Genomic DNA, 15,587 nt, shown 5'->3' on the forward strand with positions numbered 1-15,587 from the left:
AGGCGGTGGTGTGACCGGGAAACTCGCCCTCGACCCGGCGGTGATCGCGCACGCCCGGACCCTTGCCGCGGCGGCCGGCCGGCCCGTCGTCGACCTGGCCCGGACCCACACCACCGTCGCCGTCGAACGGGCCACGCTGCGCCTGGCCGGGATCGAGGGCGCCGACCCCGACGGCATCCCGTGGGTGAACCGGCTCGTCGACGCCGTCGTCGCCGACATCGGCCTCGGCCACGGCGTGCTGCAGCCCGTGTATGACGCGCTGCTCCGCGACGGGCACGCCGACCTGACCCTCCTCGCGCAGAAGGCGGCGGCGGGCAGCGTGCATTTCGCGGTACCGGCGGGGAAGGCCTCGAGGCGCAGCGCGGCCGCGGCCGTGAAAAAAGGCGTCGCCCGCATCGACCGGCGGCGGCGGGAACGGGACCGGCTCATCGCCCGCCACGGCGACCCGCAACAGCGGCCGTGGATCTATCTGATCGTCGCGACCGGCGACATCTACGAGGACATCCCCCAGGCCCAGGCGGCGGCGCGGGCCGGTGCGGACGTCATCGCCGTCATCCGCTCCACCGGCCAGTCGCTGCTGGACTACGTCCCCGAGGGCGCCACCCGCGAAGGGTTCGCCGGCACCTACGCCACCCAGGAGAACTTCCGGCTGATGCGGGCCGCCCTGGACGAGACGTCGCGGGAGGTGGGGCGGTATGTGCGGCTGACCAACTACGCGTCCGGGCTGTGCATGCCGGAGATCGCGGCGCTGGCCGGGCTGGAACGGCTCGACATGATGCTCAACGACTCCATGTACGGCATCCTGTTCCGCGACATCAACCCCATCCGTACGTTCGTCGACCAGCGGTTCTCCCGCCAGATCCACGCCCGCGCCGGGATCGTCATCAACACCGGCGAGGACAACTACCTCACCACCGCCGACGCCGTCGACGCCGCCCACACCGTCACCGTCTCGCAGCTGCTCAACGAGTACTTCGCCCACGAAGCCGGCCTGGCCACGTGGCAGCTCGGCCTCGGCCACGCCTTCGAGATCAACCCCGACCTGCCCGAGTCGTTCCGCCTCGAACTCGCCCACGCCCTCCTGGCCCGCGAACTGTTCCCCGGCGCCCCGCTGAAATGGATGCCGCCGACCCGGCACATGACCGGCGACGTGTTCCGCGGCAACCTCCTCGACGGGTTCTTCAACCTCGCCGGAGCGTTGACCGGCCAGGGCATCCTGCTCGTCGGGATGATGACCGAGGCCGTCGTCACCCCGTGGCTGTCCGACCGGGACATCGCCCTGCAGAACGTCCGCTACGTCCTGCGCGCCGCCGGGAACCTGCACGAGGACTTCACCCCCGGCACCTTCATCAGAACCAGGGCTGCTTTGGTACTGCACGAAGCAGTCGAACTCCTCGAGCACATCGGGCAGCGGGGGCTCCTGCAGGCGATCGCCGACGGCACGTTCGGGATCATGCGCCGCCCCGCCGACCGCGGCAAAGGCCTCGACGGCGTCGCCCGCCGCGAGGACACCTACTGGAACCCGGCCGAGCAGCTGCTCACCGGGGCGGCGTCATGAGCAGCGAGCCGCAGGTCGTCCGGCCGTACGGGGACACCACCGGCGACGGCATGATCCAGCTGTCGTTCACGCTGCCGCTGCCCGCCGGGAAACGCGGCGAGGGCGCCGCGCTGCAGCTCGCCGGGAAGATGGGCGTCGACCCGGCGATGGTCGTGCACGCCCGGCCGATCGGCGACGGGCACACGTTCTACGTCGTCTACGGCCGGGTGCACCATCTCGTCGAACCCGGGAAGGTCGTCGTCGCCGAACGCGACTACCCGCTGCTGTCCCCGAAGGACGTCAACACCGCCATCCGCGACCGGCTGCGCCGCAAGATGGTCGTCGTCGGCGCCTGCATCGGCACCGACGCCCACACCGTCGGCATCGACGCGATCTTGAACGTCAAGGGGATCGCGGGGGAGAAGGGCCTCGAGTACTACCGGGAACTGCGGGTCGTGAACCTCGGCGCCCAGGTCGCCGTCGCCGACCTCGTCCAGGCCGCCGCCGACGAGAAGGCCGACGCCGTCCTCGTCTCCCAGGTCGTCACCCAGCGCGACGCCCACCTGCACAACGTCAAAGCCATGTCGGCGGCGTTCCGTGAGGCGTTCCCCGCCGCGCGGCGGCCGCTGCTCGTCGCCGGCGGGCCCCGCTTCGACGAGCTGATGACCGGGGAGCTCGGCGTCGACCGGATCTTCGGCCGCGGCACCACCCCCCGCGAGGTCGCCTCGTATCTCGCCCACACCCTCGGGAGCCGCACGTGAGCAGCCTGGAAGGCACGACCGTCATCCACCGCCGGTACGTGCCGTACGCGCACGCCCACTACGGCGGGAACCTCGTCGACGGCGCCTACAGCCTCGCCCTGTTCGGCGACGCCGCCACCGAACTGTGCATCCGCACCGACGCCGACGAGGGCCTCTTCGCCGGGTACTCCACCGTCACCTTCCACGCCCCCGTCCACGCCGGCGACGTCGTCGAGGTCACCGCGACGGTCACCCGGCAGGGGAACCGGTCCCGGTCCGTCGAGTTCACCTGCCACGTCACCTGCCGCGCCGACCCTGCCCGCGGCCCGTCGGCGGCGTCCGTCCTCGCCGAGCCGATCCTGGCCGTGTCGGCGACCGGGACCGTCGTCGTCCCATGATCGCCGCCTGTGTCGACGTCGGGTCCACCGACACGAAACTCGCCGTCGTCGACACCGGCACCGGCGAGCTGCTGTTCACCGGCACCCACCCGACGACCCTCGGCACCGACGTCCTGCACGGCGTCGACGCGCTCCTCGCCGCGGCCGGGCCCGTCGACCACGTCTACTGCTGCTCCTCCGCCGGTGGCGGGCTGCGCCTCGCCGTGATCGGGTTCGAGGCCCTCGTGTCCGCCGACGCCGCCCACCGCGTCGCCCTGTCCGCCGGCGCCCGCGTCGTCCACATCACCACCGGGGCCCTGACCGGCGCCGCCGTCGCCGCGATCAAGAGCGCCGAGCCGGATGTGGTACTGCTGGCAGGCGGTACCGACGGCGGAGAGGCCGACACCATCCTGCACAACGCCCGCCGCCTCGCCACCGCCCGGTGGAAGGTGCCGGTCGTCGTGGCGGGGAACGCGGACACCCGGGACGAGATCGTCGCCCTCCTCGCGGGCCGGGGGCTGCACGTGGCTGCCGCCGGGAACGTGCTGCCCCGCATCGGCGTCACCGACCCCGCCCCGGCCCGGGCCGCGATCCGGGACCAGTTCATCCGGCACGTCATCGGCGGCAAACGGCTGTCGAGGGGACCGCGGTTCGCGCGGCTCGTCACCGCCGCCACCCCCGACGCGGTCCTCACCGGCGTCGGGGTCCTCGCCCGGGCCGCCGGCGGGGACCTGCTCGTCGTCGACGTCGGCGGGGCGACCACCGACGTGTACTCGGCGCTGCAGCCCGGTGAGACGCCCCAGGACGCCGTCGCCGGGGTGCTGTGGCACGCCAGGACCGTCGAGGGGGATCTCGGCGTGCGGTGGAACGTGGACGGCATCCGCGACGCCGCCGCCCGGGAGAGGCTCCCGATCGGCGACGGGCCGCTGGGGCTCGCGGCCGCCGCCGTCACCGTCGCCGTGCGGCGGCACACCAGGGGCGGACGGGATCTGCGACACGTCGCCACGGTCGTGGCATCCGGCGGCGTCTTCCGGCATGCTGAACCAGCCGCGGCCCGCGCGGCCCTGACCCCGGCGCTGACCGATCACGCCGGCGGCTGGGCCCTGCCCCGCGCACCCCGCACCACGATCGACACCACCTACATCCTCGCCGCCGCCGGCCTCCTCGCCGGCGACCACCCCCACGCCGCCCTCACGCTCTGTAGAACACTCACAGCGTGATCGGGCCGCGACACAGCGTGTGTCTGGGGGTGAATGCGGCCCGACACGCCCGCGCGACACGCCGCCCCGCCCAAATCCATCCCCGGAGGCGGTTGACAGGCACCCCGCGGCGGCGCGTACCGTCTTTGCGTCCTACCTCGGGAAGGATGACCGCGGTTCGCTACCTCCCAACGCCGGTTCGGCCGGACGTCTGCGTCAACCGACGAGACGACCCCGACCACAGCCGGCGGGGGTCGGCGGGGGCAGCGAACGGGCATCCACCGGTGTCAGGGCAGGGGGGATCACGCGACCAGTAGACAACGGCACGCGCACGGGCAGCCAGCACCGTGCCGGGCTGGAACGAAGGCCGCGCACGAACGTCACTGCCGCACCGGCCGGACACAGGGCCTGGGAGCGCGGGGCGCGACTGACGACAGTCGCGCCCCCATTTCAGCCCCGGCACCTGTCGGCCACGGCCCACCGTCACGCCCGCTTGGACTCGCCGCGGCCGCAGCCAGCGGCCTCGCCGGCGCGTGCGCCTCACGGGTGCGGGGGCGCCTCCCGGGAGCACACTTCATGATCATTGGGTGATGCGGCGCACACGGATCGACGCGACAAACCGGCATCGACCCCGCGATTCCACGATCGGGCGACCCACCCCGCATAATGGGCGCCGCAGGCTCGCACGCACGGCGACGACACGGGGATGGCGCAGGTGACATTGGTCGAACCAGACACCGCCGCCGCACCCGCGGCGCCGCCCGGCGACGGCCCCCCGCTGCCGCTGTGGGCGGCGCTGCTCACCGCCGCCGTCGCGGGCGGCGCGATGCTCGTCGCGTTCCCGCCGTACGGGCTGTGGTGGGCCGCGCCCGCCGCCGTCGCCCTGCTCGCGATCGCCGTGCACGGACGCAGGCTCAAGTCCGGGTTCTGGCTCGGCGCCGCCACCGGCGCCCTGTTCTTCACCCCGCTGCTGGCGTGGACGAACCTGCACACCGGCATGGTCCCGTGGCTGCTGCTGTCCGTGCTGCAGGCGCTGTACTTCGGGCTGCTCGGCGCCGCCGGTGCCGGGATCAGCCCGCTGCTGCGCGGGCACCGGCCCTGGAACCGCGGCGGCTGGGCGTGGCCCGTCGCCGTCGCCGCCCTCTGGGTCGCGCAGGAGGCGCTGCGGGACCGGACCCCGTTCGGCGGGTTCCCGTGGGGCCGGCTCGCGTTCAGCCAGGACACCTCCCCGCTGCTGCGCCTCGCCGCCGCCGGCGGGGCCCCGCTCGTCACGTTCGCCGTCGCACTGCTCGGCGGGCTGCTCGGCTACGCCGTCCTGCGCGGCATCAGCGCCGGCACCGACGCCCGCCGCGCCGTGCCGTCCCTCGCCGCGGTCCTCGCGGGGGCGGCGGTCGTGGGGGCGGCCCAGGCGGTACCGGCGGCGGAACCCGGCGGGCAAGCCGTCTACGTCGCCGTCGTGCAGGGCAACGTGCCCCGCCTCGGCCTGGACTTCAACGCCCAGCGCCGCGCCGTGCTCGACAACCACGTCAAGGCCACCATCGCCCTCGGCGACCAGGTCAAGGCCGGGGCGCGGCGGCCCGACCTCGTCGTGTGGCCGGAGAACTCCAGCGACATCGACCCGCTGCGCAACGCCGACGCCGGGCTGCTCATCGACCAGGCCGCCGACGCCGTCGGCGCGCCCATCCTCGTCGGCGGCGTCCTCTACAGCCCCGAGACCGGCGTCGAGAACGCCGGGCTGGTGTTCAACCCCGGCCGCAGCCTCGGCGACCCCGTCCAGAAATACGTGAAACGGCACCCGGTGCCGTTCGCCGAGACCATCCCGCTGCGCGGCATCGCCCGGCTCGTGTCCAGCGAGGTCGACCGGGTCACCGACATGACCGCCGGGACCAGCCCCGGCGTGCTGCAGGTCGGCCCGGCCACCGTCGGCGACGTCATCTGCTTCGAGGTCGCCTACGACGGGCTCGTCCGCGACACCGTCACCGGCGGCGGGCAGCTCATCGCCGTGCAGACGAACAACGCCACGTTCAACGAGGCCGAGGCCCGCCAGCAGCTGGCGATGGTCCGGCTCCGCGCCGTCGAACACGGCCGCGACGCGCTCATGGCCTCCACCGTCGGGATCTCCGCGTTCGCCGGCACCACCGGCGCCACCAGCGGCGAAACCGCGTTCGACCAGCCGGCCGTCATCCTCGCCGAGCTGCACCTGGGCACAGAACGTACGCTTGCAACACGGCTGGGAGCGATCCCCGAATACCTGATCGTGGTCCTCGCCCTCGCCGGGCTGGCCGCCGCACGGCTGCGCCGGCGGGCTGTACTGTCCACCGTTGTCGAAATTTCGCAAAGCACCCAGACCGCCGAACCAGGCATCGAACCAGGCATGAAGCCGGGCATCAAGGAGGACCTGTGAGTACACCCGACCGAGGCGTGAACCAATACCCCGGAGTCGGCAGGGTCCTCGTCATCATCCCCACGTACAACGAGGCCGACAACATCCGGATCATCGTCGACCGGGTCCGTAAGGCCACCCCGGCCGTCGACGTCCTCATCGCCGACGACAACAGCCCGGACGGCACCGGCGCCATCGCCGACGAGCTCGCCGCCGACCCGGCCGTGCACGTCATGCACCGCGCCGGCAAGCAGGGCCTCGGCGCCGCCTACATCGCCGGGTTCGCGTGGGGCGCCGAACACGGCTACGACGCCGTCGTGGAGATGGACGCCGACGGCTCCCACGCGCCCGAGGAACTGCCGAAGCTGCTCGACGCGCTCGCCGACAACGACGTCGTCCTCGGCTCCCGGTACGTCAAGGGCGGCAAGACCGTCAACTGGCCCTTCCACCGCCAGGCGATCTCCCGCACCGGCAACGTGTACGTCCGCCTCGCCCTCGGCATGCCGCTGCGCGACGCGACCGGCGGCTACCGCGCCTACCGCATCCCCGTGCTCAGCAAGCTCGAGCTCGACACGATCGCCTCGCACGGGTACTGCTTCCAGGTCGACCTCGCGTGGCGCTCCCACAAGGACGGCTTCCGCGTCGCCGAGGTGCCGATCACGTTCACCGAACGCGAACGCGGCCAGTCGAAGATGAGCTCCTCCATCGTTCGTGAGGCACTGTGGAAGGTGACAGTGTGGGGCACCGCCGCCCGCTGGAACGCCCTCAAGAAGGCCGTCGCCGGTAACGGCCCGGCCAAGGGCGGCCAGGGGCGCTGACAGGAGAGGGCGGAACAATGCGAGGGCTCGGCTGGGCCGCGATCGGCGCGTTCCTGCTGGTGATCGCCGAAATCACCGTGTTCGTGCTGGTCGCCGGCCAGATCGGCTGGGGCTGGGCGATCCTCATCGGCCTGGCCACCATGGCCCTCGGGTTCATGCTCGTCAAACGCGAAGGGGTCCGCGCCTGGCGGCGGTTCCGCACCGCCCTCGGCGAAGGCCGCCCGGCCGGCGGTGAGGTCTCCGACGGCCTCACCGGCCTGCTCGGCGCCCTGCTGCTCATCGTCCCCGGCTTCCTCACCGACGCCGCCGGGCTGCTGCTGCTCGCCCCGCCGGTCCGCGCCTTCGCGGGCCGGCAGGTCCGCCGCGTCGCCGAACGCCGCATCTCCCCGGCCGCCGCCGGCGACCTCTTCGGCCCCCGGGTCGTGCGCGCCGAACGCGGCGCGCCCGTCGCCGAACCCACCGACAGCACCAGCCAGCCCGGTGAGATCGTCGAAGGCGAGATCATCGACCCGCCGGCCCGGTGAAGGCCGTCCCCGTCACCGTCGACGCGCTCGCCGCGGACCTCGCCGAACGGGCCCGGGCCGCTGCGGGTGCGCACCCGGCGCGGGTGGCGGTCGACGGCGCCCCGACCGCCGGAACGTCCGATCTGGCTGAGGCGCTTTCGTCGGTACTGCGTGATGCCGGCATCCCCGTCCTGCACGCCCCCGCCGAAGGGTTCTACCGGGCGGCGTCGCTGCGGCTCGAACGGGGCCGTACCAACCCGGACGCCTACTACGAGGACTGGCTCGACCTGCGGGCGGTGACCCGCGAAGTGCTGGGGCCGGCGGGGCCTGGCGGCACCGGGCGGGTGCTGCCGTCGTTGTGGGATGCGGCGACGGACCGGGCGACCCGGGCCGCGTATGTGACGCTGCCGCCGCACGGGGTGCTCGTCGTGTCCGGGGTGTTCCTGCTCGGGGCGGGGCTGGAGTTCGATGTTGCCGTACACCTGATGCAGAGCGACGCGGCCTTGACCCGGCGGCTGCCCGAGGACCTTGCCTGGACGCTGCCCGCGTACGGGCGGTACCGGGACGAAGTGATGCCCGAATATCAGGCCGATCTGGTCGTGCGGGCCGATGACCCTGGGCATCCGGCGTTGGTCACGGCGCTCTGAGCTTGTCGCTTTGCTTTTCGCCTTGAGCCGGTCGTTGTGCTGTGGGCGGACGGGGCGGGCGGGGCGGTGATCACGGGCTAGCGTGGGGGCGGTGAAGACGTTCTGGGTGGACCGCGATCACGACCGGTACGAGCACCTCGTCCGCGCCCACGCCGGCGGCTTCGCGTACACCCTCGGCGACATCGCACCCGTCGCGTTCGCCTGCGCCGCCTGGACGTTCGCCACCCCGCCGATCCTCGACCCCGGCTACGTGCGCTGGCACCGGCGGGTCCTGTCCGCGACCTGCAGCCGCAACCCGTTCGACGGCGGCCTCACCGCCCGCGTCGAACTCGTCTCCCCGCTGCCCGCCGAACTGACCAGCACCCGCGCCTGGTGGCGCGACCGCGGCTGGCGCGGCTGGCCCGAACTGTTCGGCCAGTTCGTCCAGCCGACCGAACGGGACCTGAGCCGCAACCCGCACCTGCGGACCACGCTGCTGCTCGAGGCGCCGCTGCCGCTCGACGGCCTGCCGGAGGCGCCGGAGCCCGACACCGGCCCCGACGACCTGGCCGCGGCCGCCTCCCGGGCCGTCACCGTGCTGGTCCGGGACCTGTCGGAACTCGTCGGCCCGGTCGTGCAGCAGCTCGACAGTGATCGGGCGCTTTCGTAGGGCTGTTCCCTCTTGCCCTTCGGCGGGCGTTTTGGGAACGTTCCTCCCGTGGAGGTACGCCCGCTGTCCGGCGACGAATGGTCCCTGAAACGCGACCTTCGCCTCGCCGCACTGCGGGACAGCCCGCACGCCTTCGCCAGCACGTACGCGCGGGAAGTCAAACGCACCGAGACCGACTGGCGCACCTGGCCCGCCGGTGGCGCGTTCTTCACCGTCTTCGCCGAGGGCGCGCCCCTCGGCATCGCCGGCGCCTGGGTCGCCGCGAGCGCTCCCGACACGACGCACCTGATCAGCATGTGGGTCGTACCGTCATCCCGCGGCCGCGGCATCGCGGTCCTGCTCGCCGACGCCGTCACCGGCTGGGCCCGCGCCCGCGGCCACGACACCGTCGAGCTGGAGATCGCCTGCGGCAACACCGCCGCCATGCACGCCTACCTGCGCTGCGGCTTCACCCCCACCAGCCGCACCCCGTTCACCGCCGGCGGGACCGTTCTGGTGCGTTCTGTCTGACTTTTAGGCTGGACATTTCGCCTAGAACCCGCCACACCGGTCGGCGTCGTCAGGGAGCCACATGTCCGTCAGCCTTTGGCTGAACGGTTGACGCGTTTTGCGAGATTTATGGCTTTCAGCTACATAGTGTAATCGCGTCATCACGACACGAGGGGGAGTCAAGATGCGAAACGCACAGCGAATCCTGGCCCTGAGCGCCATGACCCTGACCGCCGGTGCGGTCCTCGGCATGACCGCCACGGCCGCGTCCGCGTCCACGGGGCAGGGCGGCCAGGCCACCGCCGCGCAGCCCGGGCCGCACGACCGCCACGACGATCACAACGGCAACTGGGACGGCCGCAACAACGACCGCGACCGCACCTGGATCGCGGGCCGCTACGACAGCCGCCGGGCCTGCCAGTTCTTCGCCTGGGTCGGCGAGCAGCGCGGCCGCTTCGACGACGGCCGCTGCGTCCCGGCATTCAACGGCCGCCGCGGCACGTGGCTGCTGATCGCGCACGACTACGGCCGGCGCGGTCACCGCTAGGACGAGCTTGCACCGTACGGGCGACCACCCACACCCAGGGTGGCCGCCCGTACGGCTTTTTCGTGCCCCTGGGTCCGTGTTCGTTCCTTGGGTCCGCGCTTGCTTCTTGGGTTGGTGCTTATCGCTGGCTGCTCGCGGCCTTTCTCGGCCGGCGCACGGCGAGCAGCACCACACCCACCGCGGCGGCCGCGACCTGGGTCGCTCCGAGCCCGACGACGAGCACCCACAGCGGCCACCCGACCACACTCGCGAACACCGCCGCCCCGGCCGCCGCCGCAGTGAGCTTCACCCCCGACCCGAGCGTGAACACCTGCGTCCGCACCCGCGCGGGCGCCTCACTCGACCGCACCAGCAGTACCGACGTGAACAGCGGCCCCTCGAACACCCCCACGACCGCGAACAGCACCACGACCCCGGCCCAGCCCGGCACCAGCGGCGCCGCCGCCAGCAGCACCCCCGTCACGACGAAGCACGCGAACACGACCCGGTGCGGCGGCTGGGCGATCGGACGGCGCGCCATCAGCAACGACCCGGCCAGGGAGCCGAGCCCGACCGCCCCCACCAGCAGCCCGCCACCGGCCGGACGACCGTGCGCAACGCCGAGCAGCACCGCGATGGACGCCATCATCCCGGTACCGAACGTCCCCACAACCGTCGCCACCGTCACCGCGAACAGCCGCGGCGACACGACGATCGCCCGGAACCCGTCACGCAGATCCTCACCGAACGACCCGCGCTCTGCCGACCCGCCCCCGCCGGCCCGCAGGTCCCCGCCAGTCCCACCACCAACATCGGCCGTCACGGGCCCGTGCCCGGCATTGGCAGCCACTGCGCAGCCGCCCGGATCCGCCGGCCACGCCGCAGCGCCCGCCGCCCCCGACGGTTGCGGGACCAGATCGCCGGTGGGCAGCGGCGCGTTCGTTGCATCGCGCTGATGCCCTGCGGTGTCCGCTCGATGCCCTGCGGTGTCCTCCTCGTGTCCTGCGGTGTCCGCCAAGGGCCGCACCGTCAGCAACAGCACCGCCGCGGACAGGCACACCGCCACGATCACCGCCGCCGCGGCCTGTACCCCGATCGACACCGCCAGCGCCGCCCCGGCCGCCGGCCCGAAGATGTCCGCGACGTTGTATGTGGCGGCGTCTAAACCCCGGTACCGGGCCCGGTTCGGCTCCGCGACGACATCATCGAGCCGCCCCGACAGGCCACCGAAGATCATCGACCCGCAACAGCCCGCGACCAGCGCCAGTCCCAACACCAACGGCTGCGGAACGTGACCGAGCAGCGACAGAATGCCACCGATCGCGGCCCCGAACCCGGCGACGAACCCCGCATGCACCAGCGCAGGCCGCCGCGCACGGTCAGTCACCAACCCGACCAGCGGACCGGCCAGCAGATGCGGAACCAGGAGCACGGCGAGCACCAGTGAGCCCTGTGCCGGCCCCCCGAACTGCCGGATCGAGGCCAGCACCAGCACCACCCCGGCCCCCGCGTCGGCCATGCGGGCCAGCACCGCCGCGGCCAGGAGTCGCAGCGCGCTCACTGCCCGTCACCCGATCGGGTGCCTGCCAGGCTGCGGAACGCAGAGATCAAGGGCAGGATTTGGGCATGCATGTTGCAGTGACCAACCGTGACGGTGACATCGCCCTCGTGAGCATCCACGGCGCGATCGACATCAACACGGCCCCAGCCCTCCGCGACACGATGCACCAGCTCCTCGACGCCGGCCGCGTCCGCATCGTGGTCGACCTCGCCGGAGTCGACTTCTGCGACTCCATCGGCCTGGGCACGTTCGCCTACACCCGCAATCACTGCGCCGCCGCCGGAGGCTTCTTACGCCTGGCCGCGCCGTCCCCATTCCTGTCCCGCTTATTAACCACGGTCGGTCTCACCGGCCCAATCCCCGTACACCCGACGGTCACCGACGCCCTCCACGAGGCCTCCGCCGCCTGACCGGCCTCCACCAGGCGCCGCCGCCAAATGCGCTGCGAGCGAGTCCACCGCACGCCTCCAGCGCACGCCGCGGTCGAGCCCGACACAGCTGCACCGCGCCCCTCCGTCGAGCGCACGCCGAGATCGAGCCGGCACCGCTCCGCTTCACGTCGCTCGACCGTGCGCCGGGGCTGAGGGTGCGCCGAAATCGCTCTCGACACCGCTCGATCGCGCCGTTGCCGAGAGTTCGCCGATCGTGGGCCGTGAGCAGGTCCGGCACAGCTCGACCGCATGCCGGTGCTGATTGCATGCCGTGAGCGCGCTGGGTTCTGCGATCTGTCCGGCGGCGGCCGGTCATCGGCTGGTGGGCCAGTGCGCCGGTCGGTGCAGTCGCGGCGGCAGTCTCGTCGAGGCGTCGCCCACGGCCGCGTCGAGCTGGGACTGGATCAGGAACAGCGTGCTGCTGAGGTCTGCGCCGGACAGGTCCGCGCCGCGCAGGTCAGCACCGATCACGTCGGCGTTGCGCAGGTCCGCGCCGGACAGGTCCGCCCCGATCAGCAGGCCTCCGCGGAGGTCGGCGTTGCGCAGGTCGGCACCGCGCAACCGTGCCCCGATCAACTGCCTGCCGAGCGTCACCGGCACCTTCGAGCGTCTGCCGGGCGCCGTCTGCCGCCGAGTCTTGCCGCGGCCTCGAGTTCCTGCGGAACTGTCCGGGCGCATGTGATCGTCCTGCCGTGGACTGTCGACACCCTCGCCGCCCTGCCGCCCGACGGTCCGAGCGGCGAGATCGGTATGAGCAGCTGTGCCGGTGTCAGCGGTTGTGCCGGTGTCAGCGGTTGTGCCGGTGTGAGCCGTTGTGTCGGTTTGAGCGGCTGTGCCGGTGCGAGCGGCTGTGTCGATCTCTGCGGGAGTGGGCCGGTTCCGCGGCTGGGAGGGTTCGGGACGGGGGTTGGTGCGGGCCAGGTGGCTGGCTGCTCGGAGTAGTGGGGCGATCTGCTCTCGGTGACGTTCCGCGATGGCGGGGGTCAGGTCGTCGGAGGCGTCCCTGAGTGAGCGGGTGGTCGACAGAGCGTCGTCGAGATCCTGGTGGAGGGGGTGGGACTGGGGGAGGGAACGGGCTTCAGTGAGGTACCAGAGAAGCTCGTGGAGAATTCGGACGGCGGCGAAGACCTCGAACATGCGCGGGGCGGTCGCGGGGGCCTGGCGCCAGTCGCGGCCTTCGGCGATGACCTGGGCGACGTGCTGGCCGGCGCCGAAGCAGTCGTAGACGGTGCAGCCGGTGAAGCCGCGGTCGCGCAGGCGGGTGTGGATGCCGCAGCGGAAGTCGTCGCGCAGGTTCGGGCAGGGGTGGCCAGCGGGCTTGTCGATGGCGAAGTCGGACGAGCGGGCGAACGCCGGGGCCACGCAGCACAGGCCGAAACACTTGGAGCAATCGGCTCGTAGCTCTGTGTCCATGATCCCTTCCCGGTCCGCGGACGACGGTACTCCACCGGGCGGCCCGGGCTGTTCGGTGGACGGCGAAAAGCCCCGGCCGGGTGGGCCGGGGCTTTTCGACAAGCCGGTGCGCGCCTAGGCGGAGCGGCCGCGGCGCAGGCGAACCTCTTCGAGGCGCTCGTTGAGGATGTCCTCGAGCTCGGCGATGGTGCGCCGCTCGAGGAGCATGTCCCAGTGCGTACGCGGCGGCTTGGCCTTCTTCTGCTCGGGCTCGCTGCCGTCGACCAGCCGCGCCACGCTGCCGTCGAACTTGCACTCCCAGGTCATCGGAACCTCGGCATCGACGGCGAACGGTACCTCGAACTGGTGCCCCTTCGCGCACAGGTATTCGCGGGTCTGACGCGGAGCCAGCTCGGTGTTGCGGTCGGACTCGTAGCTGACGGCTCCGAGACGGCTGCCGCGCAGCATGCGCTCGCCCATGGTCGGTCTTCCCCTTCGAATCGTGTTGCGCTTCGCTGTAATCAACGACGCCACGTGGTCTGACGATTCCCACCGCGGGCGGGCAGATTACACGACCTACCCGGGACTGCGGTAGGTTCGTCGCCGGGTCGGTACCCTGATTTTACGTTGGGTTTCAATCATCGACCACATCGTGCGATGCGTCGCGCGGCTCACCGATGGTAGTTTCGGCAGGTCACCCTGCAGGTTGACGGTTCTCACCCGCCGTGTGGTGGCACATTTCCCGACACCGTGAGCCGGGTGAGAGCCGACGTGAGCTGGGTCACCTGGTCGCGGAGATCGTCCGCCCAGGCGTGCGCACGATCCGCCTCGGCGCGCAACCGTACCAGCTCCTCACGTGCGGAAATGAGCGCCGCCTCGGCTCCGGCGGCCCGGGATCCCTCCGCGTCCAGGCGCCGCCGCAGCCGGCTTTCGGTCTCCGCACCCTCCCGCAGGGCCCGTTCGACGGCGGTGTGCGCGATGTCACGCTCCCGCAGCGCGTTCCCGGCCAGATCGCGGGCCGCGTCACGCTCCCGGTAGGACTCCGCCCGCAGCGCCGCCTCCGTCGCGGCCTCACGCCGGGCCGCGTCACGCTCCGCGGCGACCGTGTCGGCCGCCTCGCGGTACTGCGCGATCGACTGCTGCGCCGCCGCCCGCGCCGCGGCGACCGTCTCCTCGGCGGCCGCCTGCACCTCGGCGACCCGGCGGTCACCGTCCGCACGCGCGTCCTGCACGGAGCGTTCGGCTCGGGCGCGGACGTCGGCGATGGTGCGCTCCATCGCCGATCGTGCTTCCGTGACCGTCGCCTCCGCGTCCGCCTGCGCCGCGACCATCGCCTGCTCGGCCGACGACTTCAGCTCCGCGATCCGGGCCGCGGCCAGCGCGTTGGCGTCGGCGATGCGCCGCTCCGCCTCCTCCCGGGCCGCGGCGACCCGGGCGTCGGCCTCCGCCGCCACCCGCCGGCCGTGCTCGGCGGCCTCCTCGGCGGTACGGCGGGCCTTCGCCTCGACGGCGTCGATGCGCTGCTGTGCCTCGGCGAGGCGCGCGTTGGTCTCGCCGTGTACGAACGCGAGCTCGTCCTCGGCCGCCAGCCGCCGCGCCGCCTCCTCGAGCAGCTCGCCCTGCTTGGCCATGGCCAGGTTGTGCGAGGCGTCGGCCTCGGACCGTTGCCGGGCCGTCTCCGCCCGGGCGTCCTCCATCGCCGCCCGGGCCCGGCGCGCCTCGTCGCGGGCGTCGTCGCGCTCGGCGTGCGCCGTGACGAGTCCGGCGGCCGCCTCGGCGCGGGCCTCGGCGACCTGGCGCTCGATCCCGGACGTGGACACCTCGGCGTGCAGGGCCTCGACGAGATCGGCCAGGGACTGGTCGAGCCGTTCGGCGATCTCGAACGCCCGGGCGACCTGGCCGGTGAGCCCCGGTGACGTGCGCTGGCGCATCCGGGCGTTGCGGGCGTTGCGCTGGCACTCGCCGTCGTTGTCGCGGCAGTACCGGAACGGGCGCCCGGCGGCGCTGCGCTGGGGGACGGGGCGCCCGCAGTACGCGCACGGGCGTTCCTCGCCGCCAAGCTCATCCACGACCCACTCGCCGGCCGCGGCGCCGTCGCCGTCGAGCCGTACGTCGATCCGAGACTCTGTCACGGCGCACAGCGTAGGGGAGAGTTTCGCGCTGGTCAGCCCGACACGCCGAATTATCGAATTGCTATTACCAATAATTCGATAATTCGGCGTGAGGGGCGCCGGGAGCGTCGGGACGGCCGCCGGAGGCGGTACACCATAATGTCAGTTATGTGGTACACCACACGGCGGCGTATGTTGCGTACGCTGTCGGCGGTCGATCTCGG

The 15,587-nt window shown here is 72.5% G+C and carries 16 protein-coding genes; 12 read left to right on the forward strand and 4 right to left on the reverse strand.

What is annotated here, in order from left to right; genetic code table 11:
- The first annotated feature begins 10 nt into the window (after nucleotides 1-10).
- From ACQPZ4_RS24715 to ACQPZ4_RS24765, 11 genes are all read left to right on the forward strand, one after another.
- Nucleotides 11-1,558 (forward strand): lysine 5,6-aminomutase subunit alpha TIM-barrel domain-containing protein, encoded by a 1,548-nt coding sequence (locus ACQPZ4_RS24715; RefSeq protein ID WP_433065663.1) that lies wholly within the window; start codon nucleotides 11-13, stop codon nucleotides 1,556-1,558.
- A complete protein-coding gene (locus ACQPZ4_RS24720; RefSeq protein ID WP_433065666.1) occupies nucleotides 1,555-2,298 on the forward strand; it encodes an OAM dimerization domain-containing protein in 744 nt (247 codons plus the stop codon). The genes ACQPZ4_RS24715 and ACQPZ4_RS24720 overlap by 4 nt, the downstream gene beginning before the upstream one ends.
- The gene (locus ACQPZ4_RS24725; RefSeq protein WP_433065669.1) at nucleotides 2,295-2,675 is read left to right on the forward strand and encodes a hotdog domain-containing protein; all 381 of its coding nucleotides are present in this window, start codon (nucleotides 2,295-2,297) and stop codon (nucleotides 2,673-2,675) included. Before ACQPZ4_RS24720 ends, ACQPZ4_RS24725 begins: the two co-directional genes overlap by 4 nt.
- Entirely contained in the window at nucleotides 2,672-3,874 is a 1,203-nt protein-coding gene (locus ACQPZ4_RS24730; protein WP_433065671.1) for a glutamate mutase L, read from the forward strand. The genes ACQPZ4_RS24725 and ACQPZ4_RS24730 overlap by 4 nt, the downstream gene beginning before the upstream one ends.
- A gap of 700 nt (nucleotides 3,875-4,574) precedes the next feature.
- Complete coding sequence (gene lnt / locus ACQPZ4_RS24735; RefSeq protein WP_433066635.1) at nucleotides 4,575-6,257, forward strand: apolipoprotein N-acyltransferase; 1,683 nt, start codon at nucleotides 4,575-4,577, stop codon at nucleotides 6,255-6,257.
- The gene (locus ACQPZ4_RS24740) at nucleotides 6,254-7,054 is read left to right on the forward strand and encodes a polyprenol monophosphomannose synthase (protein WP_433065674.1); all 801 of its coding nucleotides are present in this window, start codon (nucleotides 6,254-6,256) and stop codon (nucleotides 7,052-7,054) included. Before lnt ends, ACQPZ4_RS24740 begins: the two co-directional genes overlap by 4 nt.
- A 17-nt stretch (nucleotides 7,055-7,071) precedes the next feature.
- A complete protein-coding gene (locus ACQPZ4_RS24745; protein WP_433065676.1) occupies nucleotides 7,072-7,578 on the forward strand; it encodes an FxsA family protein in 507 nt (168 codons plus the stop codon).
- A complete protein-coding gene (locus ACQPZ4_RS24750; protein ID WP_433065679.1) occupies nucleotides 7,575-8,204 on the forward strand; it encodes a uridine kinase in 630 nt (209 codons plus the stop codon). The genes ACQPZ4_RS24745 and ACQPZ4_RS24750 overlap by 4 nt, the downstream gene beginning before the upstream one ends.
- Before the next feature lie 91 nt (nucleotides 8,205-8,295).
- Nucleotides 8,296-8,853: a hypothetical protein gene (locus ACQPZ4_RS24755; RefSeq protein WP_433065682.1), complete on the forward strand. Its 558-nt coding sequence runs from the start codon at nucleotides 8,296-8,298 to the stop codon at nucleotides 8,851-8,853.
- A gap of 48 nt (nucleotides 8,854-8,901) precedes the next feature.
- A complete protein-coding gene (locus ACQPZ4_RS24760; protein ID WP_433065685.1) occupies nucleotides 8,902-9,363 on the forward strand; it encodes a GNAT family N-acetyltransferase in 462 nt (153 codons plus the stop codon).
- A gap of 163 nt (nucleotides 9,364-9,526) precedes the next feature.
- On the forward strand, nucleotides 9,527-9,889 hold the full coding sequence (locus tag ACQPZ4_RS24765) for a hypothetical protein (RefSeq protein ID WP_433065687.1): 363 nt from the start codon (nucleotides 9,527-9,529) through the stop codon (nucleotides 9,887-9,889).
- 118 nt (nucleotides 9,890-10,007) lie between these two features.
- Here ACQPZ4_RS24765 and ACQPZ4_RS24770 read toward each other — a convergent pair whose 3' ends face one another.
- Nucleotides 10,008-11,429, reverse strand: coding sequence for an MFS transporter (locus ACQPZ4_RS24770; protein WP_433065690.1), 1,422 nt, complete (start codon nucleotides 11,427-11,429; stop codon nucleotides 10,008-10,010).
- Between the two features lie 65 nt (nucleotides 11,430-11,494).
- On the opposite strand from ACQPZ4_RS24770, the gene ACQPZ4_RS24775 reads away from it, so the two are divergent.
- Nucleotides 11,495-11,839, forward strand: a complete 345-nt coding sequence (locus ACQPZ4_RS24775; protein ID WP_433065693.1) for an STAS domain-containing protein — start codon at nucleotides 11,495-11,497, stop codon at nucleotides 11,837-11,839.
- A 333-nt stretch (nucleotides 11,840-12,172) separates the two neighbouring features.
- Here ACQPZ4_RS24775 and ACQPZ4_RS24780 read toward each other — a convergent pair whose 3' ends face one another.
- The 3 genes from ACQPZ4_RS24780 to ACQPZ4_RS24790 form a co-directional block, all read right to left on the reverse strand.
- A complete protein-coding gene (locus ACQPZ4_RS24780) occupies nucleotides 12,173-13,273 on the reverse strand; it encodes a pentapeptide repeat-containing protein (protein WP_433065696.1) in 1,101 nt (366 codons plus the stop codon).
- A gap of 114 nt (nucleotides 13,274-13,387) precedes the next feature.
- A complete protein-coding gene (locus ACQPZ4_RS24785; protein WP_223092257.1) occupies nucleotides 13,388-13,732 on the reverse strand; it encodes an RNA polymerase-binding protein RbpA in 345 nt (114 codons plus the stop codon).
- 236 nt (nucleotides 13,733-13,968) lie between these two features.
- The gene (locus tag ACQPZ4_RS24790) at nucleotides 13,969-15,384 is read right to left on the reverse strand and encodes a serine/threonine protein kinase (RefSeq protein ID WP_433065699.1); all 1,416 of its coding nucleotides are present in this window, start codon (nucleotides 15,382-15,384) and stop codon (nucleotides 13,969-13,971) included.
- Between the last annotated feature and the right edge of the window lie 203 nt (nucleotides 15,385-15,587).

Origin of the sequence: Dactylosporangium sp. CS-033363, from assembly GCF_050942475.1 — a bacterium.
Classification (GTDB): domain Bacteria; phylum Actinomycetota; class Actinomycetes; order Mycobacteriales; family Micromonosporaceae; genus Dactylosporangium.